Genomic DNA, 26,147 nt, shown 5'->3' with positions numbered 1-26,147 from the left:
TCACAGGATGTGAATCATGCAGACGTTGTCACAGGACGTGACGATCTTAGTCTGCGTTCTGCTCATACCCCACTGAATAAACAGGAACTCAAGTAAAGAGCGCCGCGTCCTGCGGCAATACCTGAGTGACCGGCTTCAGCCGGCCCGAACCAATCGGGCTTTTACGGGCAGTTGATCCCCCGCTTATCCTTCTCTTCTTTTCGATGTCTTGAAGCGAGGGTCTTACTGCCCGTTAATGCGGGATAAAGGATACTTCCTTCTAATTAAGTTTCATTTCACGCCTTTTTTCCAAATAAATATATAATAACTTTGCATAAATATACATCTTCTACTTGTTGTGAAGGATTTAATGCTTTATAATTTAATATCGAAGGATGAACTTCATCTAAAAGGAGACTATATGGAAAAAATAGACTTTTACCAATTGATTAAAAATAAATTTTCGACACTTTCTCCCGGTCAAAAAAAGATAGCTGAGTTCCTAGTAGACCATCGGGATGAGGCTGTTTTAAAGACAGCTTTTCAACTAGGAAAGAAAGTCGGAGTCAGTGAAACTACTGTGATTCGTTTTTCTTATGCTTTAGGGTTTAGCGGTTTTTCTGATATGCAAGACATGATTCAACAAGAATGGATAACAACAAAGCAGCATTCTACTCAGCATTTTCAAATTCAAAATGAACATACAGTAGGAGATATGTATGCCAAAGTTATTGAAAAGGAAAGTCAGATATTACAGCAACTGTTGAATCAATTAAACAGAAAAAACATTGATCAAGCAATTGAAGAATTAATCCAAGCGGATCGGGTTTATATCGGGGGATTCGGAGCTTCCTTTGCTGCAGCACACTGGCTCTACTATTCACTTAGTCAGCTTAGAGAAAACGTTTTTTTATCTCAACACGTTCTACCAGAACAACTTTGTGAATTAAAAGAAGGTTCTGTAGTCATCGTCTTTTCTTTCCCACGTTATACAAAAGACTCTCTTAAACTAGCGGAATGGGTAAAGAAGCAGCATGCAAAGCTCATTTCGATTACAGACCGGCAACTCTCACCAATTGGACAGATTTCTGATATTACGATCACAACGGAGGAACAGATGGAATCTGGTTATTTCTCTTTCGTATCTGTCATTTGCATACTAGAAATGATCATTGCTGGAATGCATAGTCGTGATCATGTAAGAATAAGCAAACGTCAGGAAATGATTGAAATGCTTTATTCCAATCAAGAAATGTATCTAGAGTAAATTACTTCAAAGTAATTACTAATTAAGAAGGAGATTCACATGAATAAAATAGCCAAAGAAATGCCTAATGATAAGAACATATCATTAAAATCGTTCTCTATTTTACATTATTTAAAATTTATCATCCCCTCCCTATTCGGAGTTTTACTCTTTATGATTCCTTTGAATACAGCGGATGGTATTACAATTCCAATTGCTTTTTTTGCAAATCAAATAAACGGACAAATTGGAGATTATATACCATATATCGCATCGTATTTAATGGTTATTTCCATCATTGGTTCAATCATAACTGTTAGCATGAAACCTAAAGTTATTCTGAAGAATCCATTTCTTAATACCCTTTTTAATGTTTCAAAACCGTGGCTAATTATCCGTTTATTAGGAACTATATTTGCCATCATGACTGTTCACAAAATAGGACCTGAATGGATTACCTCAGAAAACACAGGTGGCTTACTTTCATATAGTTTAGTCCCTATTTTATTTACAACATTTTTACTCGCGGGTTTCTTCTTACCACTGCTTTTAAACTTTGGTTTACTTGAATTTTTTGGTGCAATATTAATAAAAGTAATGAAACCTGTTTTTACGATCCCTGGGCGCTCTTCTATAGACTGCTTGGCTTCTTGGGTTGGAGATGGAACAATTGGCGTTTTGTTAACAGCAAAGCAATATGAGGATGGATATTATACAAAGCGTGAAGCCGCAATCGTTGCAACAACGTTCTCTGTTGTATCCATTACCTTTTCAATTGTGGTCCTTTCCTATTTAAAGCTTGAGCATTACTTTATTCCTTATTATTTTACAATTGTCTTAGCAGGACTTGTTGCAGCAATCATTATGCCACGTATTCCACCTTTGTCTAAAAAAGCGAATACTGGCTATGAACATACGGAATTTAAAGCAGAAAATGATATTCCAGCAAACATCTCTCCAGTTAAATGGGGAATCCATCAAGCATTGCTACAAGCTAATAAAACTAAAAATATTTCGTCTATTATAAAAGATGGCTGTAAAAACGTGATTGATATGTGGCTTGGGGTTATTCCTGTTGTCATGGCGATTGGAACAGCTGCCGTAATCATTGCAGAATATACCCCTATATTCAAATACTTAGGTATGCCATTTGTTCCAATTCTAACTTTACTGCAAATCCCTGAAGCAGGTGAGGCTGCCCAAACGATGATTATAGGCTTTGCTGATATGTTTCTTCCTGCAATCATTGGAAGTGGAATTGAAAGTGAATTAACACGTTTTGTCATCGCCTGTGTATCAGTAACTCAACTTGTTTATCTATCTGAAATGGGGGGTCTCCTATTAGGAACAAAAATCCCCGTAACGCTCAAGGATTTATTCTTAATCTTTTTACTTAGAACATTCATTACACTGCCAATTGTTGTCCTTATTGCACATATTCTCTTTTAAGTAGGAGGTTAGAGGTGGAACTAGATGCAGTTGCTGGAGGGAAAGTTATTTATGAATCATCCAATCGACTTTATCACATCACATCGAGATAATATTTTGCAAACATATAAAGATCTTCATGCTTTAGCCGAGCCTAGCTGGGAAGAGAAAGACACATCTGCCTATCTTAAAGAAAAACTAAAAGAATCAGTTTTAGAGATCACTTCATTTGATTCCCATTATGGATTTATTGCTGAACTGAAAGGACAATCGAAAGATGTGATTGCGATACGTGCTGATATGGATGCACTAATGCAGGAAGTAGACGGTCAAATCCAGCCTAATCACTCCTGCGGTCACGATGCCCATTCGACAATGGTGTTATACAGTGCATTAGCTTTAGCGGAAAGCAAACACTCATTTCACCATACGATCCGCTTTATTTTTCAACCAGCCGAAGAAAAAGCTAGTGGAGCTTTGCAAATGATAAAAGATGGAGCATTAGATCACGTTAAATTCCTAGGTGGAATCCACGTTCGTCCTGCGATAGAAGTAGAAATGGGAATGGCTGCACCTGTTATTCAGCACAGCTCTAATGCCACAATTACAGGTTGTATCAAAGGTGTTCAAGCCCATGCTGCAAGACCAGAAGATGGCAACAATCCAATTGAGGCTGCCGCCATTCTTATTCAAAAAATGAAAGAACTGCGTTTAAAAGGAAACAGCTCGTATTCCATTAAAATGACTGAGTTACACGCTGGTATTTCGACAAATGCCATTCCTGAAACAGCTCATTTTACATTTGATCTTAGAGCTAAAACAAACGAGGTAATGGAGGATTTAATTGAAAAAGCGCAGACAACGATTGAAGATGTAGCTAAGCTCACCTCGACAACGATAGAACGTAGGGTCGAGGATCTTCTTCCCGCAGCTGTTAAACATCCAGCTGCAATCGACTTAGCAAAAGAGGCAATCGCTTCGGTTCTAGGAGAAGAACATGTAGAGCCTATATGTATCTCACCAGGAGGAGAGGATTTCCACTTTTACTCTTACCATTCCCCCGGTCTCGCCGCCACGATGATTGGCTTAGGCTGCGACTTAAAACCGGGGTTACACCACCCGAAGATGAATTTTAATACGGAATCTGTAATTGATGGGACAAAAATCTTAACGGAAATGCTAATCAAAGCAGATACGAAAGTATGGTAAGGACGAAAAGACTTATCAAGCGGGATTTGCCTGCCCGACAATCTGCCACAAAGGAGATTTAAGTTTTGAACATAGTAATTCGTAATATAGAACATGTTAGAGAATTAATTGAAGTGAAAGCTTTAGAATCCATCATTTGGAGCATGGACGATCCTGTTCCAGTTCACCATATGGCAGCGGTCATAAAAAGTGGTGGTTTAGTCTTAGGCGCCTTTTTAAACGAAAGACTAATCGGCTTTCAATATAGCTTCGCTGGATTCGACGGAAAGGTGGCATACCTTCATTCTCATAACTTAGGTATCCATCCTGACTTTCGGAAATTAGGGATCGGCATGCAGTTGAAGCTCGCTCAAAAAGAAAGCGCAATTCAAAAAGGTTATGACTTAATCAAATGGACGTACGACCCACTTGAAACTGTAAACGGCACGCTCAACCTACACAAACTAGGCGCAACATGCTCGACCTACATAGAGAATGCCTACGGAGACTTGCCAGATCAGTTAAATGTCGGACTTCCTTCTGACCGATTTTTAGTAGAATGGAACCTAACAAAAGAACAACTAGAAGCTAACAGTGCTTCCTACACATCTGTGATTACGACAAACACCATGAATGGTTATTTAACTCCCGGGGAAGTTACTTTGGACCAAACAGATGAATGGATATCCGTACCTGTCCCTCTCAATTTCCAAGAGTTAAAAAAGCATGACTTAACATTAGCACTTAACTGGCGTGAGGCTACTCGTGTTGCATTCCAACATTATTTTTCGAACGGTTATCACGCTTTTGATTTAATACGGGATCCATCAGACGGCAACGCTTGCCACTATCTATTTAAAAAAAGTAAGGAGATGTGACAACTATGGAAATAAAACGTGTTGTGTTACGGCATTTGAAAATGGATTTATTAAACCCATTCACAACAAGTGTCGGTACCGAAGTAGATAAAGACTTTATTTTAGTTGAAATTGAATCAAAAAGTGGGGTATCAGGATGGGCTGAATCTGTTGCCTCCCTTACTCCGCTTTATCATGATGAAACGGTTCAAACAAACTGGCATATGATGACTGATTTCTTAATTCCATTGTTGCTTCGTGAACCGATTCATCACCCAGATGATCTTGCCGAGCGCTTTAGAAGCGTACGCGGCAATGTTATGGCAAAGGCCGCTTTAGAAGGTGCGATCTGGGATCTTTATGCGAGAGAAAATGGGATGTCTTTATCAAAAGCACTTGGCGGAACGAAAGAGAAAATTGAAGTCGGTATCAGTATAGGAATCCAAGAATCAGAAAAGGCTTTATTGCAAAAAGTAGAAGAGTCTGTGGAAAAAGGTTTCAAACGAATAAAAATAAAGATTAAGCCGGGTTGGGATTACAATATTTTACGTGCCATCCGCAAAGAATTCCCTGATGTTCCCATGATGGCTGATGCAAATAGTGCTTATACCCTTCAAGACATAGACCAATTAAAAGCACTTGACGAATTTAACTTAACAATGATTGAGCAGCCATTAGGAAACGATGACATCATCGACCACTCTTTACTGCAAGCGAAATTAAATACACCCATTTGCTTAGATGAAAGCATCCATTCTGCTGAAGACGCTAGAAAGGCCATTCACTTAGGAAGCTGCAAGATTATCAATATTAAAATTGGCCGTGTCGGCGGGTTATCGGAAGCAAAAAAAATCCACGATCTCTGCCAGCAACATGATGTTCCAGTCTGGTGTGGAGGCATGCTCGAAGCCGGTATTGGCCGCGCACATAATGTGGCTATTACCACTTTGCCGAATTTCACATTACCTGGCGACACAGCTGGTTCGTCGCATTATTGGTCACAGGATATTATCTCCCCTGAGGTAGAAGTCCAAGACGGTTATATTTATGTCCCCAAAGGACTTGGTATTGGCTATGAACCTAATCTGGCACTGATAAATAGATTTACTTTGAATAGAAGCACATTAGAATAGATGAAACTGCGGAAAAACAAACCATTCTAACCCACAAGCCACACTGACCGTTTCCAGTTACGCTGGCATAATAGTTATTGGCAATGGGGCGCCTCGAAAAATCACGTTTCACAAGACGTTCTATGGAAGGTATTAATATGAATAATAGGAGAGCTTACAGTGATCAGCTCTCCTATTATATTTAAAAAGCTATCAATAAAAACCTCATTTACTTATGGATTATGGGACAGTAACAAGGATTAAGCATAAACTATGTATTTAATACTTCAAGTGTCATTATGGATGTAGCACACATTCGAGACATGTGGAGTGCTGTGTGTCGCCCGTAAGGAAGTAGTAGTTATGAGCCGCATTTACCTGTATATAGAAGACCGAATATTTTTAGTATTCGGGCTTGGGCTTCTGTGTTTGTGGTGGACAAACGGGTCGAACGAAAGAAGTGGAGGCTATGGGCCCCCCGCAAAATCATGGGAAATATCTTCGAAGCAAGAGGACACATTGCGGGGTAAGAAAACGGCGTCTGAATCTACCTCTGTGATCTGCATCAGTGAGTCTGCTTCGTTACCCGTTCCCTTCTTCTTGCTTAAAACTTGGGTTTGTACGTTAATGAACCGTCCGGGGGTGGACGGTTTTCTTACGTTCAAAAAAGGACCTCATCGTGATGTTTGTGTTCAACGCCTAGTAAATATTTGATAGGTACATTTTCCTTTAATAATGATATTATTTAGATAATCAACTTACTTTACTTATTGCGCTCTTGTAGATTGGGGTTGGGTTCATAATGAGGGGTATTCTCCGATTCGGTTCTCGTGCTATCTTGCTTCATATAGTTACTGCCGTTGTTGTTGGTTTAGTTGCAAGCTATGCCATCATTTCTGCACCGGACTCCCCTAAGATCCAAAGTGAAGAAGGCATTCTGGATTTAACGCAGGTTCATGTCAGTGAGAATCCGCTAAAGTTAAAAGGGGAGTGGGCGTTCTACTGGCAAGAGCTGTTGTCGCCTGAGGACATACAGATTCGTTCTACAAGGGACGGAAATAATGACCACTGGATCAGCATCCCGGGCTCCTGGCTAGGCTATCGGTTAGATGGTCAGCAGCTGAACGGTACAGGCTTTGCAACCTTTCGGGTGGTCATAGAGCTTAGCGAGCAGGATAGGAATGAGCGGCTTGCTCTGCGGCTGCCTTCCATCTTTCATGCGTATAAATTATGGGTTAATGGTGATATGCTAGCGGAAGTTGGTGCAGTTGGTCAGGACAAGAGCAGCGTGACACCGCATCTGGCAACGAAGCTGGTGTTCTTCCAGCCCGAGAATGACAGGGTAGAGCTTGTTATGCAAGTCGCCAACTTCCATCATAAGCGAGGCGGCATCACTCAGTATATAGAACTGGGCGGCAGTGATGTGTTAACGGTCAGGACCAATCTGGGAATCGCTGCCGAGATGTTCGTAACTGCAAGCCTGCTGGTGATTGGTGTGTATCACCTGCTGTTGTTCGTCCTGCGACGCAAAGATAGGGCTACATTGTATTTTGGTCTGTTCACCATGTTGTTAGGTATCCGATCATTGCTGGTCGGCGAGCTCTTGATCACACAATTTTGGCCAGCTATTCCGTGGGAATTGCAGTTCAAGATCGAGTACCTGATTCTTTGCAGCAGTGGTTATATCATCACGATGTACTCTGAGTGCATTTTTCCGAATTATGTGTCGCGTCGGATTCTTCGTGGCACGCGGAACATAACTGCCGTATTCTGTATCATTATTGTGGTGGCCCCTGCACTTGTATATACAAAATTATTACTGTTGATCGGTGTGTTGACTGTTCTCAATATGATTTATCTGATGGTTGGGTTGGTCATAGCGGCTGTGCGGCGTATGGAGGGAGCACTGATCTTCCTATTGGTGTCGGTGGTTGCTTTAGTTACTGTCATCAACGATTTTTTATATTACAACGAATGGTCACTAATCGGAAATACATCTCCGCTTGGTCTGTTGGTGTTTACGATTGCACAGATGATTCTGCTTTCTTCGAGATTTACGAGGGCGGCATCGAACGAGGAGAGGATTGCACGTGAGCTGCAGGACGCTAACAACAAGCTGACCGAAATGAATATGAATTTGGAACGGACCGTGCAGGAACGCACACAGGCCTTATCCGCAGCTCATGATGATCTCCGCACCTCGTATGACCGGTTGCTTCACTCCGAGCAAGGGCGAAAGAAGCTCCTTGCCTATATTACGCATGATCTGCGTATGCCGCTGTCCAGCATGCTTGGTTATGTAGAAGCTGTACAAGACATGGTCAAGCCGGAACGTAATGAACAGTACCTGAAGTATATCCGGGATAACACGATAAGGATTAACCGCATGATCGAGGAGTTGTCCTTCTTGTCGCATTTGGAGACGGGACAAGTCTCGTTCCAAATGGAGCCGGTTCATGTGACTCACTTCTTGCGTGATTTTTTTGAACAATATGAGCTGGTTGTGTCTGACGCAGGTTTGGATTTCATGCTGGATATCGGGGATGCGGAAGATCAACGACCTAACTTGCCTGTTGTCGAGATGGATGCGCAAAGATTAGACCAGGCGTTGTTTAATCTAGTGTCGAACGCGATGAAGTTCACCTCTAGTGGTGGGCTGGTGCGTATTGCGCTAGCTGTGGAGGAGATGAATCATACCCGCTATGCGATTATTAGCGTACAAGACTCTGGCATAGGCGTTCCTCCAGATCAGCTTGAGAAAATTTTCGATCGCAATTATAGATATGATGGACCGGGTGTAGGGAATGGTGTAGAGGGCAGCGGGCTCGGGCTGGCGATTTGCAGAGAAATCGTACAAGCGCATGGAGGGACGGTTCGAGCGGAGAGCGACGGCAAGACAGGGTTAATAATTTACATATCACTTCCATGCATTCATGGAGAAGGTAGGTGAGGGCTAGATGAACAAATATAAAATTATGATCGTCGATGATGACCCCAACATATGCGAGATTGTTCAGGCGTATTGCGAGAAGGAGGGCTTCATATCCTCCTACAGTTATAATGGGACAGAGGCCTTGAAACTGCTTGCCTCGTTCAAGCCGGATTTGATTGTACTGGATGTACTGCTGGCTAATGAGAGCGGCATTGATTGGTGCAGGAACGCACGGGCCTACACGAATGCAACGATTGTGTTTCTGAGTAGCCGTGAGGAAGACGAGGTGAAAATTAGCGCGTTATCCTATGGTGGCGACGATTATGTGACCAAGCCGTTCAGTCCGGGAGTACTCATGGCCAAGATCAAGGCACATCTTCGCAGAGTGTCAACGGGCAGAGGGGAACAACTGCTGGAGTTACCGGGTTTAACGCTGGATTTCTACGCACAGTCCGTCAACATGGGTAGTGAACCCATCTTTTTATCTAAAAAAGAGTTCGGTCTACTGTCCTATATGGCACAAAATGTTAATCGTGCCATCAGTGTCGATGCGTTGTTTCAGCTCATCTGGGGAACGGAGAGTCTGGAGGATACGAGAACGGTCGCTGTACACATCAGTAATTTACGCAAAAAAATCGAGGCTGACCCTGCCAATCCTGAGAGAATCATTACGATTCGGGGGGCCGGATATATGCTGGTTGCCAGAAGTTCGTTGCGAGCCCGAACATAGCGTTAAGGTGGATAGGCTACACTAAGTTGGGCAGATAAAATAAGGGGATGTAAACTTAGACTATTAACTTAAGGAGCGTGCTACTATGACACGTCAACGTCGAACTTTTACACCCGAATTGAAACTGCAATTAGTGAAGCTTTTTGAAAATGGCAAACCTCGCGCAGATATTGCCAGAGAATATGATATTACACCACCTGCTTTAGATCGTTGGATTAAAAACTATCGTGAATCTGGTTCATTCGCCGCGAAAGACAATCGAACAGAAGAAGAAAACGAACTTGCTCGATTACGTAAGGAAAACCAGCGTTTACTGATGGAGAACGATATTTTAAAACAAGCAGCGCTGATCATGGGACGAAAATAAATGTGATTCGTAACAATGTTCACAAATATTCAGTATCAGCCATGTGTGACGTCCTCAATCTTCCGAAAAGTACCTATTATTATCATGCCATTGAAAGTAACACATGCGCGAAGAAAGCTGAAGATCAAGAGCTTTCTAAAGAAATCATGCGTATTTCCAAAGAAAGCCATAATAATTATGGCACACGAAAAATCAAGAAAGAATTAACAAAAATATCTGAACCCAAGCAAGTTTCACGTCGCCGAATTGGTCGATTAATGAACGAAATGGGACTTGTTTCAAACTACACCGTGGCGCAATTTAAACCACGTCAATCAACCTGTAATGAAGCGCCTGTTAAGAACGAATTACAACGTCAATTTACACAAGAAGCACCGTTAGTTGTCATAGTCAGCGATTTAACATACGTCCGTGTCGGAAAAAAGTGGCATTATGTATGCCTATTTGTCGACCTCTTTATTCGCGAAATCATTGGTCATAGTGTTGGTGCAAATAAGATGGCAGAGCTTGTGTATCAAGCCATTTCAAGCATCCAAGCGAATTTGAATGATGTCAAAATGTTTCATACAGACCGCGGGAAAGAGTTTGATAACAAGCTCATTTCAGAGGCTCTTGAAACGTTTGGTATCAAACGATCTTTAAGTATGAAAGGATGCCCTTATGACAACGCTATAGCTGAAGCGACATTTAAGGTATTTAAGACAGAGTTCGCTAATGGGGCACATTTCTCTTCCCTGGAACAACTAGCTCTTGAACTGCATGACTATGTGCATTGGTTCAATAACATTCGAATTCACGGAACATTGGACTATTTAACGCCTGCTGAATTTAAACAACAGCCCTTATAATTTTTGTCCAGTTTAATGTTAACATTCCAATCTCTATATTTTTTCATGCTAAATCATCCTCTCTTTCATATGATAACTAGAAAAAAAGAGACTCTAGCAGAGTCAGAGTCTCTCTTATCCTTACTACTAAAATTAACGTAGTAATTGAAGTACTTGTTGTGGTGCTTGGTTTGCTTGAGCAAGCATCGCTTGAGCAGCTTGGGCCAAAATACCATTCTTCGTATTGTCCATAACAGTTTTCGCCATATCTGTATCACGAACACGAGATTCAGCAGCTGTTAAGTTTTCAGAAGATGTACTTAAGTTGTTAATTGTGTGTTCTAAACGGTTTTGATATGCACCAAGTTTTGATCTTTCAGCAGAAACTGATTCAATTGCATCATTGATAACACTGATTGCAGCTGTTGCTTTTTCATTAGATGATACATCTAGAGCGAATTCTGTTTCATTATCATTGCTACCGTTTGTTACATTTGCAGTGCTTACATAAGTGGCTTTTGCTCCATCTTTTGCAGTCACTTCTGTTCCACCTTCAACGACATCTCCTGATACCTTTAATGCTGTTGCACGCATATCGTTTACACTCAATGCCATAGTTTGTCCTGTATTAGCTCCAATTTGCAAACTAGCAGTAAAGCCTTTGTATTCAGTAGTTTCAAAATTTGCACCGATAGCAGTCTCAGCTCCAGCTGTTTTTTTAGTCAATGTTAGCTTATCACCAGCAACCGTCACATCGTAGTTTGCTTTTAAATCTTGTAATTCTTGTGTACTAGAAGCATCAGCATTCGTGATTTGATCTTTTAATTCTTGGGCAACCATGGCTGCTGTACCCTTATTAGCAAGAGTAATTTCTGCTGCACCAATTTTCACCTTTGAACCAGCGTCTAGTGCTTGTGTTGTAATATCATAAGATTGTTTTATTGGAGCACCATCAGCTCTGCCATCCGCATTTTTAGCGATTGAAAGATTAGTAGCATTATTTGCAAGGTCTGTTCCACTTGCTGTTTTTTCTGTAAATGTTAACTTATCACCAGTTGTTGTAACATCATATTTTGCTTTTAAATCCTGTAATGCTTGTGAACTAGTAGCAGTAGCATTGTTGATAGCATTTTTGATATTAGTTGCCGTCTCAGTTGTATTTGCTCCAGCTCCAAAATCACCAGTTAGTCCAGCTGATGCATTTGCACCACCTGCCAACAGCATTTTTCCTGCAAATTGAAGTACGTCGCCTGTAGCAAGGTTATCTGTAATTCTGAACTCGGAAACTCCTTTCACATCAGCAACACTACCTCCAGTAACTGATGCAAGATCTGTTCCACTAGCTACTTTTTCTGTAAGAACTACTCTATTACCAGTAAAGAAAGTTGAATCTCCTTGAGCTGCATTAAACTTACTAGTAGGATCAGCAGTAATTTTAGCAGCTAAGTTAACGACTGAAGCTGCTGTATCAGCTCCAACTTGGAATTCATTAGCACCTGAACCTGCTGCAGTTGCTGTATATTTTTTACCACCAATATCGACACTGTCGCCTACAGAGAAGTTTTTCGTTACATCAAAGTTATATACTCCTTGAACTGCAGCTTGATTTGTTACAGTGATATTAGCACCTACGACATTTGCCATAGTATCTCCACTAGCTACTTTTTCTTGAAGTACAATAGTATCCTTATCTGTATCTAAACCAGTAGAAGCCTGTAAATTTGTTGCAGTAAATTTACCAGTTAAAGTACCATTTGCATTGATAGCAGCCAATAGATTAGTAGCTGTTGCATTGATATCTGCTCCAAGTTTAAATCCAGTAGCATCGTTAGCACCTGAAGAATCTCTCACTTCAAACTCTTGTCCAGCCACAGTTACTTTTTGTCCAACTTCAAAGTTTGATGCAATTTCAAATTTATATTCACCTTTTACAGCTGCAGTTTGATTTGCAACAACATTACCATCATAATCTGCTGAATTCGCATCTAATCCTGCAGACTTGGCAGTAATTGTTATACTATTATCATCCCCTGCACCCCAATCAGGACTTCCTGCTGTTACTGTATAACTACCAGCTCCTGTATTACCAATGCTAGCATGAGCTTGAAGCGCAGCTACTAAATTATCTCTAGTTGTTTTAGTATCAGCCCCAACTTGGAATTCATTAGCACCACCAGGAGCTCCTGTTGTTGCAGTAAAGGTTTGCCCACCAATATCTATTGTATCTCCAGCTGTGAAGTTTGTTTTTAACTCGTACGTATAAACTGCTGCTTCCCCACCAGTTAATATAGCACCTTGAACAGCTGTTGCATCTGTTGCAACTGTAGTAGTAAAAGCACCTATATCAATTTGAGTATTTGCTGCATTAGCAGTAAAGACAATTGATGCACCCGCACCTGCTGTAATACCAGCTATATCGATACCTGTCATAGTACCGCCAGCTGCATCTGCAGCATCTGCTTTAAGAGCTGTCATCAAATTATTTCTTGAATCAGCATCAGTGGCTCCAATCGCAAAACTATATTCGTTACCACCAATAGACACAGATGTTGTGTCTCCAGATGTTTTACCTGCAAAAGCTGAAGTAAAGTCTACAGTAAAAGCTACTGTATTTCCATCAGCACCAGATGTAGTTTGAGCAACTGTAACAGCTCCTGTGAAAGGAGTAGCTGCGTTTGTTCCTGCTTGGGATACAGCTTTATTGATATCTGCTGTTCCTGCTTTAGTACTCGCTGTTACTTCTGTTAAAGGTGATCCAATGGTTCCGGCAGTAGCCGCTAATTTACTTGCTGTTTGTGTCTGTACAGCTCCTAGTTCTACTGTACCAGCTTTTACACTTTGCGTAGTAGTCGCTAAATTACTCACTTTACCTGTTGCTGCTCCACCAGTCATATCTAAAGTGTCAGTTCCCACTTTACCTGTTGCTGCATATGCAGTTGTGTTAACAGTTAAGTCTCCAGTTTTGGCTGTTCCTTTTCCACCATTTAGAAGTTTTTGCGTATTGAACTCTGTTGTATTTCCAATACGGTTGATTTCAGATGTTAACTGATTCATTTCTTTTTGGATTTCTTCACGGTCAACACCCACGTTTGTATCATTGGCTGACTGAGTCGCTAATTCTCTCATTCTTTGTAGAATGCTGTGTGTTTCTGCTAATGCACCTTCAGCCGTTTGAATCATGGAAATACCATCTTGTGAGTTACGAGATGCTTGGTCTAAGCCTCGAACTTGTGCACGCATTTTTTCAGAGATAGCAAGACCTGCTGCATCGTCTCCTGCTCTGTTAATGCGAAGACCTGACGCTAATTTTTCCGTTGATTTTGCTTGGTTAGCATTGTTGATACCTAATTGACGGTATGAGTTGGATGCCAACATATTGTGATTGATAATCATAATAAATCCTTACCTCCATGTGGTGTATTTTAGGATGCCTATCCGTTTGCATCCTTTGAAGCGCATACCCTGTACTCACAAGTCATTGATGGATTGCATGCTAATCCAAAACAAGGATTTGTAAGCCAAACTGTTATCTTCCTTGACTTCACCACTCGTCCTTAAGTGGTAGAGGCTTCGACCTTTTTTGCCATTTCTAAAGCTATATTGTTTTCTTCCCATAACTCTCCACTTATCCCGCTTATTAAATTGACATAAAAAAAATGAGCAAACAGGCCGCTGCCCTTCTTCCTCCTGAAGAATGACGGCGACTTATTTGCTCATCCTAAGTCTCGTAATTATTTTATAAATTATATTTAATTGATGGATTACACGCTAATCCAAAACAAGGATTTGTAAGCCAAACTGTTATCTTCCTTGACTTCACCACTCGTCCTTAAGTGGCAGAGGCTTCGACCTTTTTTGCCATTTCTAAAGCTATATTGTTTTCTTCCCATAACTCTCCGCGAACAATAGAAATATGCTTCGGTGCTTCAATCGCCAAGCGTAAATGGCCTTCATCGCTCTTAATGACCTTTACCTTAATGTTGTTGTCGATCAGCACATATTCTCCTGGTTTTCTCCCTAACACTAGCATTGGCTCATCCCCTTATCCCGCTTATTAAATTGATATAAAAAAAATGAGCAAACAGGCCGCTGCCCTTCTTCCTCCTGAAGAATGACGGCGACTTATTTGCTCATCCTAAGTCTCGTAATTATTTTATAAATTATATTAAATTGTCAAAAAATGATATTAAAACGACAAAAAAACGAATAAATAGGCATCTGTTTCAAATGTTCCTCCTTGAAACTATATGCGTATTTACTCGTCCATGAGTAATCGAATATGAGATTACTTTACATATCGGCAATTTATTTGAAACGTTTAGTCTTTTTGCGAAAATTTTTTTTGAAAGTTATTAATAATTTTTTATGGAATGCTGAAAGTAAATAGAAGGGTACAAGCAATTTCCAAAGCAAGGGAAATGCAGCTATTGGGCTAGTTCAAAGCTGCCGAAACGAAAGCTTGCATTAAAAACCGAGATACTTGTGCTTATTCTTGATTAAGCAATTCTCCGCGAACGATAGAGATATCTTTTGGCGCTTCAATAGCCAAGCGTAAGTGCCCCTCTTCACTTTTAATTACCTTTATGATAATTTTTTCGTTGATCACTACGTATTGTCCGGGTTTTCTTCCAAGGACCAGCATCAGACTCACTCCTTTACCGTGAAGGATCTTTATATGATTTGAACATCTTTTACAAGAATTATCATAATTCGTTCAATAGAGTTTTTCCTCCTAAATTATGAATAATTATAGCGATTTGCCTCCTTGTATTTTATCATGGTAGATTTGCCCATTAATGAAACTTAAAGAAAACTTTAAGTTCGCGCTCGAGATAAAGCATGAGCTCGGCGGATTCAGTCGGTTCTTCTCTGCAGTACACAATACAATGTGTCGGAAGTTGATATAGTGAACAAAATCATGATGCTAGATTCGTTGAGTGGCAAGACTATCTCGTTGGTCGTCAGCGCAGTAATAATCGGATCTAGGCTAGCTACTCGCCGCGAAGGGTAACAGCTCGGTGGTCAGCGTCCTAGTTGTCAACGGCAGCAAGGTACAGTACGGCAAGCATACTTACGGTGTCAATAACTAGAAAGAGTATGACAAGGTCATGGAAATCGTCAACGATGCCATGAAGGGGTATAAAGAAAAGACTATGACGGAGTATGCGGGTATGTTTGGACCTTTTCTTGATGCATATTTGAAAGGAGGAACTCTAACCGTAGACAGAGGATGAACAGCAGCAACTCGAACCTTTGGAGAATTGAAAGCTAAAGGAGTATCCTCAGAGGTTATGGGGGATGTCTATAAGTTGACGCAAGTAGTATTCACACTATCTAGTGGAAGCGCCGCAAGATCAAATACACCTCTTTCTGCGTATGATGTATTAATCCATATGTAGCTGGTAGTCGAAGATCTAGTATGCTGTCACTCCCTGTAAATTGCCGAATGATCAAAAGTTCCTTAGGAAAAGCCAATATTATTTGATAAATTGTTGCATTTTATATGCGTTATATAGATTGTCCTGGGGAATATAAATTATTTTGTAGACAAGAAAGGATAGCTTTTAAACGTGTCGGAAAATTAAGCATCATTTATATATTTAATAACACTTTGCTGTTTAGAAACATTAATTCGTGTGTGTTTACATAAAATAATTGGTAGGATTCATTACCTATTTTGTCCTTTTCGACAACCCTTAATAATAGTTAAAGGTGTTAAATAACTACCGTAACAATCTTTTCTTTTATTAAGTTCATTGTAATAATAATCCACCTTTTAAAAAAGGATTCAGAGCTTTTGAACACTCTGAATCCTTAGTCGTATTGAATTTAACTTAAATCGAAACAAAGGAATAATCCTTAATCCATCATTTCAACAAACTCCATAAATTTGACAATGATTTTGGCCATTTCTGCTCTTGTTGTAGGATCGTATGGATTGAACTTTCCATTTGCGTCCCCGATCATGATGTCGGCTTGCAGCATTTTTTCAATGTCTTTTGAAGCCCATGCTGGAATGCTTGCCTTATCTTGATAGGTTGTGATTTTTTTCGATGTTTTTAATTTACCAGCATCAAATGTAACATAGTTCATAGCTCTGCCGACCATAGCCGCTGCTTCAGCACGAGTGATCTCGGCATTTGGAGCAAACGTATCTTTCGTTTTTCCTTGAATGATACCCGCTTCCCAAGCTGCACCGATTTCACCATTTTTATTGACGGCCATCTGACTCGGAACATCTTTAAATGGTCCTGTCCATTCTCCTTTTGGTGTAAGTGCTAAACTTCTTGAAATCAGTGCGGCAAATTCGCCTCTCGTCATGGACGTATTTGGCTCATACTTCGTTTCTGACTTTCCATAAATGATTCCTTTGGATGCCAATTTCTCAATAAATTCTTCTGCCCAGCTTGCCCCGTTGTTCACATCACCGAAGGTTTTAGAACTATCTGGAATTTTTGTTAAAGAAGGTAAACCAGAGATATAACCAATACCGCCTGTTTTATTAATACCTATCTCTTTGTCAATAGCTTTAAGTAAATCTTCTTTATTAACAGCTGTAATGGACTTACCATCTAATTCATCTCCAGGATGTTGGAAATTACTGAAAATGTATGAGAATCCATTGCGGTCATCAGCTGCAAATAATCCCGTTGCTTCCGCTCCTGCAGGAGTAGATAGGATACGATCTAATTTCTTAGTATCAACATTATATGCCCATACATAGTTATTCGTATGCATGCCGCTATCTTCACCAATAAATAATGTTCTCATTGCTTCAGAATAGCTTAAATTATCAGGGTTAGCTACTTTGTCTGGATTTGCTGTATTTCCAAATGAATCGGTCTCTTTTAAGTCTTCACCAACAACCAATCCAGACATTGATGAAGCAACATATGAACTGTTAATAGCTACTCCAGTGTTATCTTTTTGTCCATTTTTTAAATCTAATTCGAAAGTTACCCCAGCTTTAATTTTTGGCAATTGAATATGGTCTGCAGGTTCTTTTCCTGTTGTATCTTTTTCCATACTTTTTTCTTGATATGACATAGCGATGTATGCTTTGCTATCTTTAGCGTTTAGCGTTACACCTTCCATCTTATTAAACTCAGTCGTTGCACCAAGCATTGCTGCATAGCGGCGTGTTTCAAGGAAGGCTGCTGCTTTTTCTTTTCCAGGTTTAAGTTTTAAATACTCAACTTTACCACCATATGAGTATTGTTTAATAGCTGTAAAACCTTCTTTAGGAGCATCAGAAGTTTCAAAAATATCATTGAATGTAATATCACTATCAATAATATCTTTCACTTCTGCATCTGTTGTATGTCCTAAGTTAATCCATTGTAAATCTCCTGAACCACCGTTTTCAGTACCTGTTTGGTTAAATTTAGCTGCATATAATATACCAGATGATAAATCTCTTTCCTTGTCAGCTACATACATAAATAATCCAGTATTTCCACCATCGTCACCGAAGAATACCGTTTTGTTATCAGGCATTACTTTAGCTAACTCATGAGAGATACGACCTGTGCTGTAATGTTTTACAACTGATGTTTTACCATTCTTATCTACTGTAATTTCAGGAGTGAAACCATAGAAATAAGGATTAGCCTTTGCTTTATCTCCAAAATAGTATTGAGCGAATGTTTCCACTTGATTTCTTGTTTTTGAAGTAACATCTAAAAATTGACGAGCATCTGGTTCGTACTCTTCAGAACCTAAATGTGTATTCCATGGAGATAAAGATCCGTTACACGGAATCCAAAGTCCATCTACTGCTGAAAAATCAATCTTTTCTACTTTTACTGGTTTAAGTTCACCTGTTTTTTTGTCCTGTTCCATCTCAGTTAAAGACATAGATGCTGGAACTAACCCGTATGCTGATTGACCATCAGCATCAATTGTTTGATATTCATAATGTGTAACCATATAAAGTTTACCGTCAATAGGCATCAATAAGCTGTTTGAATCCGGAGAATCGGAGACAAAGTATTTTCCGTCTGTACTGCTAGGATCCTTAATTGGATTTCCGTTCACATCAATCGGTGTACCTGCAGGGACTTTTTCCCCTTTAACTATTGCTACCTTATCTTCTGATTTAAATAAGTAATTGTAAGATAGTGGGAATGTTTTTACTTCTCCATTGCTATATTTAACATCAACCGTTGCCTTTGTATATGTTTTAACCATTTCATCAATCGTTTTTGGAGCTTCCATCTCATTGAACTTCACAGCTTCAATTGTAATGTCTGCCTTAGCAGCCGCTGCTGCAGGTGTTAAAGCTGGAACTGCAATAGCTAGAGCAAGCGCTAAAGTAGCTCCTTTTTTCACGAGTTTCTTATTAATCATTTAAAAACTCCCCCTATTATATTTACTATATGCTTATTCTATTAAACTACATATATATTAATTTAATGTTGATTTATTGTAATTTTTTGTAACTAGATGTCAACAGTTTCTTTTTTAACTTTCCATACTTAATTAATCCCATAAGTACTCAAGTATGCACTTGTCCGATCATTGGAAAATAAGTTAGCCATTTTGTTTCATTTCTTCCACGTTATCAATGATAAATTCACCCGATATTCAATAACCAGTAGAAGATAGGTCTGTTTAGGTTTAAATTCATTTGACAAAAGCAATTGGATAAACTGTTCCTATAGATAAAAAGCAATTAAATAAAAATTCAATTAAAGGCTGAACCATATACATAAATTGTATATGATTCAGCCTTTTCTAATTTACTTAGATAGTTATTATTAATAAAATGATAGAATTCTCACGTTTCTAAAACCTCATTTACTTATGATACGGTTCACCGTACCAATTATACCTGCGGTTAATTTTGAAACTACATTTTGTGACGCCCAATGACAGTAGCAACATCCTTGACCTTGAATAGGGTAAATAACTTTATTTCATAAATAAACAGACGGGTAAAACCACTACATATGAATATGGTCTACCTCGTCTTATTATTGTTTTCATAATGTCCCTATTTTTGCCCCCATTTTTACCATTAGTATTTAAATACTAATGTTTCAAGCTCCAATGGTGTCCCCCTTTTAAAAAATACTTAAATCATAAGCCTGCGAAAGTTTTTCAATAAATTTCATGCCAGCAACGCTATTACCTATATCATCGATTCCCGGACTATAAACACCAATACCTAATTTTCCTTTAAGGTGCTCTACTTTACCGTTCGATACAGTACATAAAACACTGCCTGATACACCACTTTTCATTGGAATACCAATGGAAGCAGCATACTTTCCTGAAGCATTATACAGTCCACAAGTCGTCATTAAAGCTTTAGTTATTTTTGCTGTTTTAGGTGTTATTAACTTTTCGTTTGTTAATGGATGCACGCCATTCCCTGCAAGCATAAGCCCTATTTTTGCAAAATCCTTTGTCGAAACCTCGAGTGAGCATAAACGGATATAAGTCTCTACCGCTTCCTCTACATCACAAAGCAAATAATCATTTGCCTTTAAATAATAAGCGATTGCCCGGTTCCGATGGGTTGTTTCAATTTCGAAACGATAAACGGCCTCATTTATTTGATGAGGACTATCTGTAATACGATTTAAAAAATCCACAACATAATCTACCCGATCCTTCACTGATTCCCCAGGTAACATTAAAGCAATAGTAATAGCGCCTGCATTAATCATCGGATTAAATGGTTTTCCCGGCGCAGTGGGTTCTACATCTACTTTATCCAGTACAAATTGTAATCCATGGTATTCGCAGGCAACTATAAAATTAATGACCTTTGAAATACTTTGTAGAGTAAATTGTGCCTCTATATTCCCAACCTCAAAGTAATTTCCATTTTGATCAACTATACATGCAGCAAATTGCTCTACAGATTGAAGGGCTAATTCCGGAATGTAAGATGCAGGCTTTCCTCCCTTCGTATATGTTTTCGCTTCATTTGTAATTTCCAATTAACATCATGCATACCTCTCTTTACGGCACGAAAGAGATGAACCAATAAAGGTAACATCCCTTTCAAATTTCTTTATTCTTCTGGAATTAGAGAAACGTACTTTTCATCTTTTAAACGAGTCTTTAACTCCTGTTTTGCTTCTTCAATAATGGTTGGGTTTTCCATACAAGTAATTGCAGTACGAGCCATAATATCCGCCGCATAAAGCATTCCCTTATGTGCAATCGGCGTATTACCTACAGCTACTACTTGCCAAGTATGGAGTGGTGTACCAAGTACCAAACAAGCTGTTGTACATTGTACTGTTGGTGTTTTCCAGCTTACATCTGCAACGTCTGTTGAACCATACAAAGCCATCTCTGGCGATAATGGTAATACAAGCTCGCATAGGCGCTTGTTGCCTATTAATTCCTTTTGCTCAGGAGACATATTCAAATAAGCTGTAGTCTTACTTTCATCATCCAATGCCTGATAAATTTCCTCAGCAAAAGCAAAGTCCTCTTCACTAAATTGAAGAGCTGGAGCTGCATCAAACTGCTGCTGCATCACTTTGGCAAGCGTTGTATTTGGAATTAAATCCGATGCTGCCCCCTCAAAATGTTCCACAAATGTTGTTTCTGTCATTAAGGCCGCACCTTGAGCAATTTTTTGAACACGCTTATGGATATCTACTACTTGCTGTTTCTTTGGCGCCCGAATTAAATAAGAAACCTCTGCATACGGCTGAACTACATTAGGGGATGTACCACCACTATTAACTACAGCATAATGGATGCGCGCCTCTTGGATAACATGTTCACGCAGGTAATTTACACCAACATTCATTAACTCCACTGCATCTAAAGCACTGCGCCCTAAATGAGGGGTAGCAGCTGCATGAGCACTCTTTCCTGTAAATTTAAAAGTCGCTGCATAGTTCGCTAGTGACGTAATATTCCAAGCTGTATTGTTTGTCATTGGATGCCAAGTAATAGCCATATCCACATCATCAAACACACCATACTTTGCCATGTAGGCTTTACCAGATCCGTTTTCTTCGGCTGGACAACCATAAAATCGAATGGTGAACGGTGCATTTGTTTTTTCAACATATTCTTTCGCTGCTACTGCTGCTGCAAATGCACCTGTGCCTAGTAAATTGTGTCCACAGCCATGCCCATTCCCATTCTCTTCAATTGGCGAATATTCCGCCTTCCCGCCTTCTTGACTTAAAAATGGCAAGGCATCATATTCACCTAAAAATGCAATAACAGTTGAACCACTGCCAAAGCTGCCCATAATCGCCGTTTCAAGATTTGCTACATTTTTTTCAACTGCAAATCCTTCAACTTTTAATGCTTCCTCCATTACTGAAGCCGCATATTTTTCTTTAAAATGCAATTCCGGCTTTGCCCAGATTTTATCACTGATTGTTGTAAACGTTTTCCTTTTCTCTTGAAGAAAATCAGTTACATTAAAAAATAAATTATGCAATTTACTCATGCTCAGCCTCCTTATTACCTTGACCTTTTGGAGAGATTGTTAAAATCGCACCTACACAAATAACCGAAAACACCACTAACAGCCACATTGCAGCATTATATGAACCATTAAATGAATCAACCATGAACCCTATTAAGGTAGGTGTAACAAATCCTGCCAACTGTCCCCCAGTGTTTGCCATACCCATAGCTGTTCCTGCATAATCTGAAGGAATTCTCTTTAACACAAATGATGGTAGCAATAACATAACAAAAGTCAATAACAATGTTACGATACTTTGGTATGTGATAAATAATGCAATCGATTCTGCATTAAACATTAAAAATAGGAATCCAGCTAAAACCAGTGCACATATAGCACCAATAAACTTATTTACTTTCAAATCTAATTTGTCGATTAGATAACCGAATACCAACATGGCAATAATCTGAATGGCACCGGGAATCATTTGTAGCCATCCAATGGAGACTAAATCAAGCCCACGTACATCTGACAAATATTTGGGCATCCAAGAATTTAAACCCCAGTTCACCGCATAAATGGTAAAGTAAGAAACTACTAAACTCCACATTAATGGCTTCTTAAATAAAATGCCTAAAATCGCTTTTACCTGAGGCCCTTTAACAGACTCTTTTGCTATTTCATCCTTCGGTACATACTTCCAATATAGGAATGCAATCATTACCCCCAAGGAACCAGCAATAACAAAGAATGCGCGCCAACCAATCGTTACCAATAACACAGCTGAAATAATGGGTACTAGCATCGCCATAATTCCACTAGATGTAAGCATGATAGACATTGCTTTACTTCGCTCATTCACAGGGAAAGACGTTGAAATAATCTTTGAAGCTGAAGGTTGGAAACCGCCCTCACCAATTCCGAATAAGAAACGAATGACCACCATCACACTTAATGTCCATGCAACTGCTGTTAAGCCTGTAAAAATGGACCATAAAATCACCGCTATTAATAAAATCCGTTTTGCCCCGAATTTATCAGCCAATAAACCCCCAGGCAATTGCATTAAGGCATATCCTAAGAAAAATGAACTTAAAATTAAACCTGTTTCCGTAGCTGACAAGGAAAGATCCTTACCAATATACACAACCGCATAATTCATTAAATAACGGTCTAGGTTCCCTAATGCCCAACCAAAGAAAAGTAATACTATTAGCGTTTTGCGAACCTTTTTCTCAAGAATTTTTTCTGACATAAATGCCCTCCTTATCGTTATTTAGCGAAATTTTCGTTTAATATACGTAAATTATATATTAAATTGTAAATGCTTTCAATGAATTTTTTTTTGGGGGGCAGAAAAGTTGAAAAGAGTTTTGGAATATGGTCTTGGATTAAAAGAAAAAAAACACTTTCTATCTTAAAATAGAAAATGCTTTTTCCCATTAGAATATTTCAATTAGTATTATTCACGTAATTTATACAACTTAGCAGGGCGCCCCCTTGAATTACGACTTTCCTCCCCACAATATTCAATCAGTTCAACCTTCGCTAATTCTGAAATAATTCGCTGCGCATTCCGTTCAGTCATGTTCAACTCTTTTGCCAACATTTTTGCACTAAATGCCTCAACTTTTAACTCGTTCATAATGGCCTCGATTTTTCCAAACATTTTCCCACTGATGGACGTCTCATTCAGTCGTTCAATTAACGCCTTATCTTGAACACGACTTGTATACGAAATTTGCGATGACCCTTGGGCAATTTCTGTTATTACCCCATCTTCCCGCATTACAACCATACCTTGCGTCCCCTTCTCCATTAAATGTTGTATGGCATGATGCGCATAATTTTCCGCATAGTAAACCGTAGAGGCATGTCCAATACCAACAACAACCGGCTGTTCTGTTTCAACAGACAAACGATCAATCATTTCAAATATTGCATTAATATTTCGTTCAACAATACCCCGCGAACTAAAAATGACAAAGCGGCCATTACTTTCCTCAATTAGGTATCCATCTATTTTTTCACAAATTTGCAGAATAATCTTTTTCATATTCAGCTGTAAAAAATGGATTCCATAGCCATTTTGATTCGCCATTTTTATAAAATCAAAATTTTTAATTTGTACAACTAAAGCAGTGGTTTGGGTTTCCTTATAATAAAATGTTTGGATTTTTTCGCTAAATAGTTGAAGCGTGTGATAAATAGCCTGAGTATGTGGGCTAACCAAACAAACAGGAATTCCCATCTCCTTTAATTTTTCTTCGACTGTCGGATAAACCGTAATGACACTATCTATTTTTTGTTCATTCCAGTATACTACATGATGTTCAATAATTTCAGCGATGGATGTGTTAGCCGTAAATCGTTTAATATATACATGATTTAATATTTTATCTAAATCTACTATTTCATCAAAAAAACTTTCCTCAGGAACATCTAGTACGTCGATACTAACATTTTTCACTAATTTTCCAATTTCATGGCTTATTTCTAGCGCGCCACGATAAAACATATCCCCTGTAATAAAAATATACTCCATTCTATCCTTTGAAAAATGCTTTGATTTTTGTGCGATCTTATAAGGAATATAGCCTGAAAATAGCCAAAAATCGACATTACTATGATGTTTTTCTAGTATATCCGTTGTTTCACTTACAGTGTTATAGGAATATCCGACAAATGATAGGTTTGATTCAAATTCCTTTGCGTAATGTGAAATTATCCCAACTGAACGAGCCGGTCCTACAATACCAACCTTATACATAGGTGATTCTCACTTTCCATTTATTTTGATGAGGTACTCATAATATTAATAATAAAGCATTTCCGCTCTAAACCATAGTATTCGCAAACTTCATAGCCTACTGATTTATCAGCTATGATCGGTGCATCCTCATCAATATCAACTTTTTCCTTATCGGGAGGGGGGCCGTGTCCGCAAACCCCTTAATAAAAGAAGGAACCATCTATTCGAGAAAGATGGTTCTTTCTTTTTGTCGTTTTTATTTACTGGCAGCAATGTCTCCATACGATAAATTATCCGGTTTTTGCTTCAGGAATAATAAAATTTAAAGAGGAATACGAAGAGTCCATACGTGAAACAGATTTACCGAAGACAAGGGAAGAATTTGAAATCAGAGCTAATCTATTTTATTTAAATTTCGAGATTAAGAACTACTTAATTATTAAGAGAAATATTTTTAAAAGAAGTAAACTTTAGCTCCAGAGGCTAGCCATCACTCTGGCAATGACCACGGGGGCGGGTTTCTCGGCTTAATAAGCCAAAGAACTCGTCCCCGTGGCTTTTCACTGAAATAACCGATTTTGAGACATGGCATTGATGATATGTTATCAAAGTAAGGGATTCTTTATGAATTGTCTCCAACACTATTTGCTCATACAAAAGGTGACTTTTAAAAATCTCATTTACTTATGATACGGTTCAACTTATCGTTACTGGCAAACATTGAATTGACGTTTATTAAGAATTTTTCTTAATCATATCTTCTACATAAGCTAGAAAATTAGGATACGTAGAAGCCCCTTCCAAGAAGTGTGTTGTTTCTAACAAAGGCAATATAACAATATCCCTCTTTTTAGAATATAGGAGACTATAGGTTTTTTCACTTCTATGGAATTCGTCAAGTGCAGAAGAGTAAGCGTAAACAGAATCAAACTCATACCAGATAAAATCCTGGTTAATATTCTTTTTAATCACCTCTCCTATATATGCGCCTATTCGAACCACAAAATTGTCAAAGTGTTTATTTAACAGTTCAATGCCTTTTTCGGTATTCATTAATCTTTTTACATACATATCAATGAATCGAGTACTTTCAATAGTGAAATCTAAATTTCTTTTAGTTAGATTCTCCTTATCCCATGCATCTTCTGAAACATCTCGATACATTAAGGTTGCCATGCCTTTTAAGTCATCTTTTATTAATTTTGTTCTTTTTAAGAAGTCGAACATACGTGAATGTCTCCTTTTATCAATTACCTTTGCTAATATACTTCATACAAGCTGATACTTATTGAGAAAAATATTATCTAATAATAAAACAATACTCTGTTTGCCAT

17 protein-coding genes and 2 pseudogenes are annotated in these 26,147 nt (G+C 38.9%); 9 read left to right on the top strand and 10 right to left on the bottom strand.

The genetic code is table 11. The features are described 5' to 3' along the window. Positions 1-400: 400 nt before the first annotated feature. The 8 genes from BLL40_RS03840 (at position 401) to BLL40_RS03795 (ending at position 10,687) form a co-directional block, all read left to right on the top strand. Positions 401-1,246, top strand: coding sequence for a MurR/RpiR family transcriptional regulator (locus BLL40_RS03840; protein WP_073710604.1), 846 nt, complete (start codon positions 401-403; stop codon positions 1,244-1,246). A gap of 39 nt (positions 1,247-1,285) precedes the next feature. Continuing rightward, positions 1,286-2,674: a YjiH family protein gene (locus BLL40_RS03835; protein ID WP_073710603.1), complete on the top strand. Its 1,389-nt coding sequence runs from the start codon at positions 1,286-1,288 to the stop codon at positions 2,672-2,674. A gap of 24 nt (positions 2,675-2,698) precedes the next feature. After that, positions 2,699-3,862 carry an amidohydrolase gene (locus tag BLL40_RS03830; RefSeq protein ID WP_245797883.1) on the top strand — a complete coding sequence of 388 codons (1,164 nt, stop codon included), beginning with the start codon at positions 2,699-2,701 and terminating at the stop codon, positions 3,860-3,862. A 65-nt stretch (positions 3,863-3,927) separates the two neighbouring features. Next, a complete protein-coding gene (locus BLL40_RS03825; RefSeq protein WP_073710602.1) occupies positions 3,928-4,719 on the top strand; it encodes a GNAT family N-acetyltransferase in 792 nt (263 codons plus the stop codon). Positions 4,720-4,724: 5 nt separating this feature from the next. Beyond that, complete coding sequence (gene menC / locus BLL40_RS03820; protein WP_073710601.1) at positions 4,725-5,831, top strand: o-succinylbenzoate synthase; 1,107 nt, start codon at positions 4,725-4,727, stop codon at positions 5,829-5,831. 781 nt (positions 5,832-6,612) lie between these two features. Then, entirely contained in the window at positions 6,613-8,760 is a 2,148-nt protein-coding gene (locus tag BLL40_RS03810) for an ATP-binding protein (protein ID WP_073710599.1), read from the top strand. Between the two features lie 7 nt (positions 8,761-8,767). After that, the gene (locus BLL40_RS03805; RefSeq protein ID WP_073710598.1) at positions 8,768-9,472 is read left to right on the top strand and encodes a response regulator transcription factor; all 705 of its coding nucleotides are present in this window, start codon (positions 8,768-8,770) and stop codon (positions 9,470-9,472) included. Positions 9,473-9,557: 85 nt separating this feature from the next. Continuing rightward, positions 9,558-10,687 (top strand): IS3 family transposase gene (locus BLL40_RS03795; protein WP_095532817.1). Its coding sequence is split into 2 segments (ribosomal slippage): positions 9,558-9,837 and positions 9,837-10,687, totalling 1,131 coding nucleotides; the frame shifts between segments, so codons are not numbered across the junction. A gap of 132 nt (positions 10,688-10,819) precedes the next feature. Here the strand turns inward: BLL40_RS03795 and BLL40_RS18305 are convergent. The 9 genes and pseudogenes from BLL40_RS18305 to BLL40_RS03750 all read right to left on the bottom strand — a co-directional run. Continuing rightward, positions 10,820-11,095: pseudogene (locus tag BLL40_RS18305) on the bottom strand (flagellin); the annotation flags it as partial. A 2,610-nt stretch (positions 11,096-13,705) separates the two neighbouring features. After that, positions 13,706-14,041 (bottom strand): annotated as a pseudogene (locus tag BLL40_RS18300) (flagellin N-terminal helical domain-containing protein); the annotation flags it as partial. 454 nt (positions 14,042-14,495) lie between these two features. Then, a complete protein-coding gene (locus tag BLL40_RS03780; protein ID WP_073710595.1) occupies positions 14,496-14,696 on the bottom strand; it encodes a carbon storage regulator in 201 nt (66 codons plus the stop codon). Between the two features lie 456 nt (positions 14,697-15,152). After that, positions 15,153-15,308, bottom strand: coding sequence for a carbon storage regulator (locus BLL40_RS03775; protein WP_073710594.1), 156 nt, complete (start codon positions 15,306-15,308; stop codon positions 15,153-15,155). 1,217 nt (positions 15,309-16,525) lie between these two features. Next, complete coding sequence (locus BLL40_RS03770) at positions 16,526-19,015, bottom strand: S-layer homology domain-containing protein (RefSeq protein WP_073710593.1); 2,490 nt, start codon at positions 19,013-19,015, stop codon at positions 16,526-16,528. A gap of 716 nt (positions 19,016-19,731) precedes the next feature. Continuing rightward, positions 19,732-20,616: a glutaminase A gene (gene glsA / locus BLL40_RS03765; protein ID WP_083566254.1), complete on the bottom strand. Its 885-nt coding sequence runs from the start codon at positions 20,614-20,616 to the stop codon at positions 19,732-19,734. Between the two features lie 74 nt (positions 20,617-20,690). Further along, complete coding sequence (locus BLL40_RS03760) at positions 20,691-22,100, bottom strand: M20 family metallopeptidase (RefSeq protein ID WP_073710592.1); 1,410 nt, start codon at positions 22,098-22,100, stop codon at positions 20,691-20,693. Continuing rightward, the gene (locus BLL40_RS03755; protein ID WP_073710591.1) at positions 22,093-23,316 is read right to left on the bottom strand and encodes an MFS transporter; all 1,224 of its coding nucleotides are present in this window, start codon (positions 23,314-23,316) and stop codon (positions 22,093-22,095) included. The genes BLL40_RS03760 and BLL40_RS03755 overlap by 8 nt, the downstream gene beginning before the upstream one ends. Positions 23,317-23,523: 207 nt before the next feature. Continuing rightward, positions 23,524-24,831: a helix-turn-helix domain-containing protein gene (locus tag BLL40_RS03750; RefSeq protein ID WP_073710590.1), complete on the bottom strand. Its 1,308-nt coding sequence runs from the start codon at positions 24,829-24,831 to the stop codon at positions 23,524-23,526. A 204-nt stretch (positions 24,832-25,035) separates the two neighbouring features. Between BLL40_RS03750 and BLL40_RS18105 the strand changes: the two genes are divergently transcribed. After that, positions 25,036-25,287 (top strand): hypothetical protein, encoded by a 252-nt coding sequence (locus tag BLL40_RS18105; RefSeq protein WP_143180085.1) that lies wholly within the window; start codon positions 25,036-25,038, stop codon positions 25,285-25,287. Between the two features lie 261 nt (positions 25,288-25,548). On the opposite strand, the gene BLL40_RS03745 is transcribed toward BLL40_RS18105, so the two are convergent. Beyond that, positions 25,549-26,040 (bottom strand): hypothetical protein, encoded by a 492-nt coding sequence (locus BLL40_RS03745; protein WP_073710589.1) that lies wholly within the window; start codon positions 26,038-26,040, stop codon positions 25,549-25,551. Between the last annotated feature and the right edge of the window lie 107 nt (positions 26,041-26,147).

The sequence above is a fragment of the Domibacillus mangrovi genome, from assembly GCF_001906925.1.
GTDB lineage: Bacteria > Bacillota > Bacilli > Bacillales > Domibacillaceae > Domibacillus > Domibacillus mangrovi.
Note: the sequence above shows the minus strand (reverse complement) of the source record. Positions and strands in the feature narration are given on the sequence as shown.

What these genes read in the sequence shown, in the direction of transcription:
- BLL40_RS03775 (WP_073710594.1), bottom strand. Translation starts at nt 15,308, where the DNA reads ATGCTGGTCCTTGGAAGAAAACCCGGACAATACGTAGTGATCAACGAA.
- BLL40_RS03760 (WP_073710592.1), bottom strand. Translation starts at nt 22,100, where the DNA reads ATGAGTAAATTGCATAATTTATTTTTTAATGTAACTGATTTTCTTCAA.
- BLL40_RS03755 (WP_073710591.1), bottom strand. Translation starts at nt 23,316, where the DNA reads ATGTCAGAAAAAATTCTTGAGAAAAAGGTTCGCAAAACGCTAATAGTA.
- BLL40_RS03835 (WP_073710603.1), top strand. Translation starts at nt 1,286, where the DNA reads ATGAATAAAATAGCCAAAGAAATGCCTAATGATAAGAACATATCATTA.
- BLL40_RS03750 (WP_073710590.1), bottom strand. Translation starts at nt 24,831, where the DNA reads ATGTATAAGGTTGGTATTGTAGGACCGGCTCGTTCAGTTGGGATAATT.
- BLL40_RS03780 (WP_073710595.1), bottom strand. Translation starts at nt 14,696, where the DNA reads ATGCTAGTGTTAGGGAGAAAACCAGGAGAATATGTGCTGATCGACAAC.
- BLL40_RS03805 (WP_073710598.1), top strand. Translation starts at nt 8,768, where the DNA reads ATGAACAAATATAAAATTATGATCGTCGATGATGACCCCAACATATGC.
- menC (WP_073710601.1), top strand. Translation starts at nt 4,725, where the DNA reads ATGGAAATAAAACGTGTTGTGTTACGGCATTTGAAAATGGATTTATTA.
- BLL40_RS03810 (WP_073710599.1), top strand. Translation starts at nt 6,613, where the DNA reads ATGAGGGGTATTCTCCGATTCGGTTCTCGTGCTATCTTGCTTCATATA.
- BLL40_RS03830 (WP_245797883.1), top strand. Translation starts at nt 2,699, where the DNA reads ATGCAGTTGCTGGAGGGAAAGTTATTTATGAATCATCCAATCGACTTT.
- BLL40_RS03840 (WP_073710604.1), top strand. Translation starts at nt 401, where the DNA reads ATGGAAAAAATAGACTTTTACCAATTGATTAAAAATAAATTTTCGACA.
- BLL40_RS03770 (WP_073710593.1), bottom strand. Translation starts at nt 19,015, where the DNA reads ATGATTAATAAGAAACTCGTGAAAAAAGGAGCTACTTTAGCGCTTGCT.
- BLL40_RS03745 (WP_073710589.1), bottom strand. Translation starts at nt 26,040, where the DNA reads ATGTTCGACTTCTTAAAAAGAACAAAATTAATAAAAGATGACTTAAAA.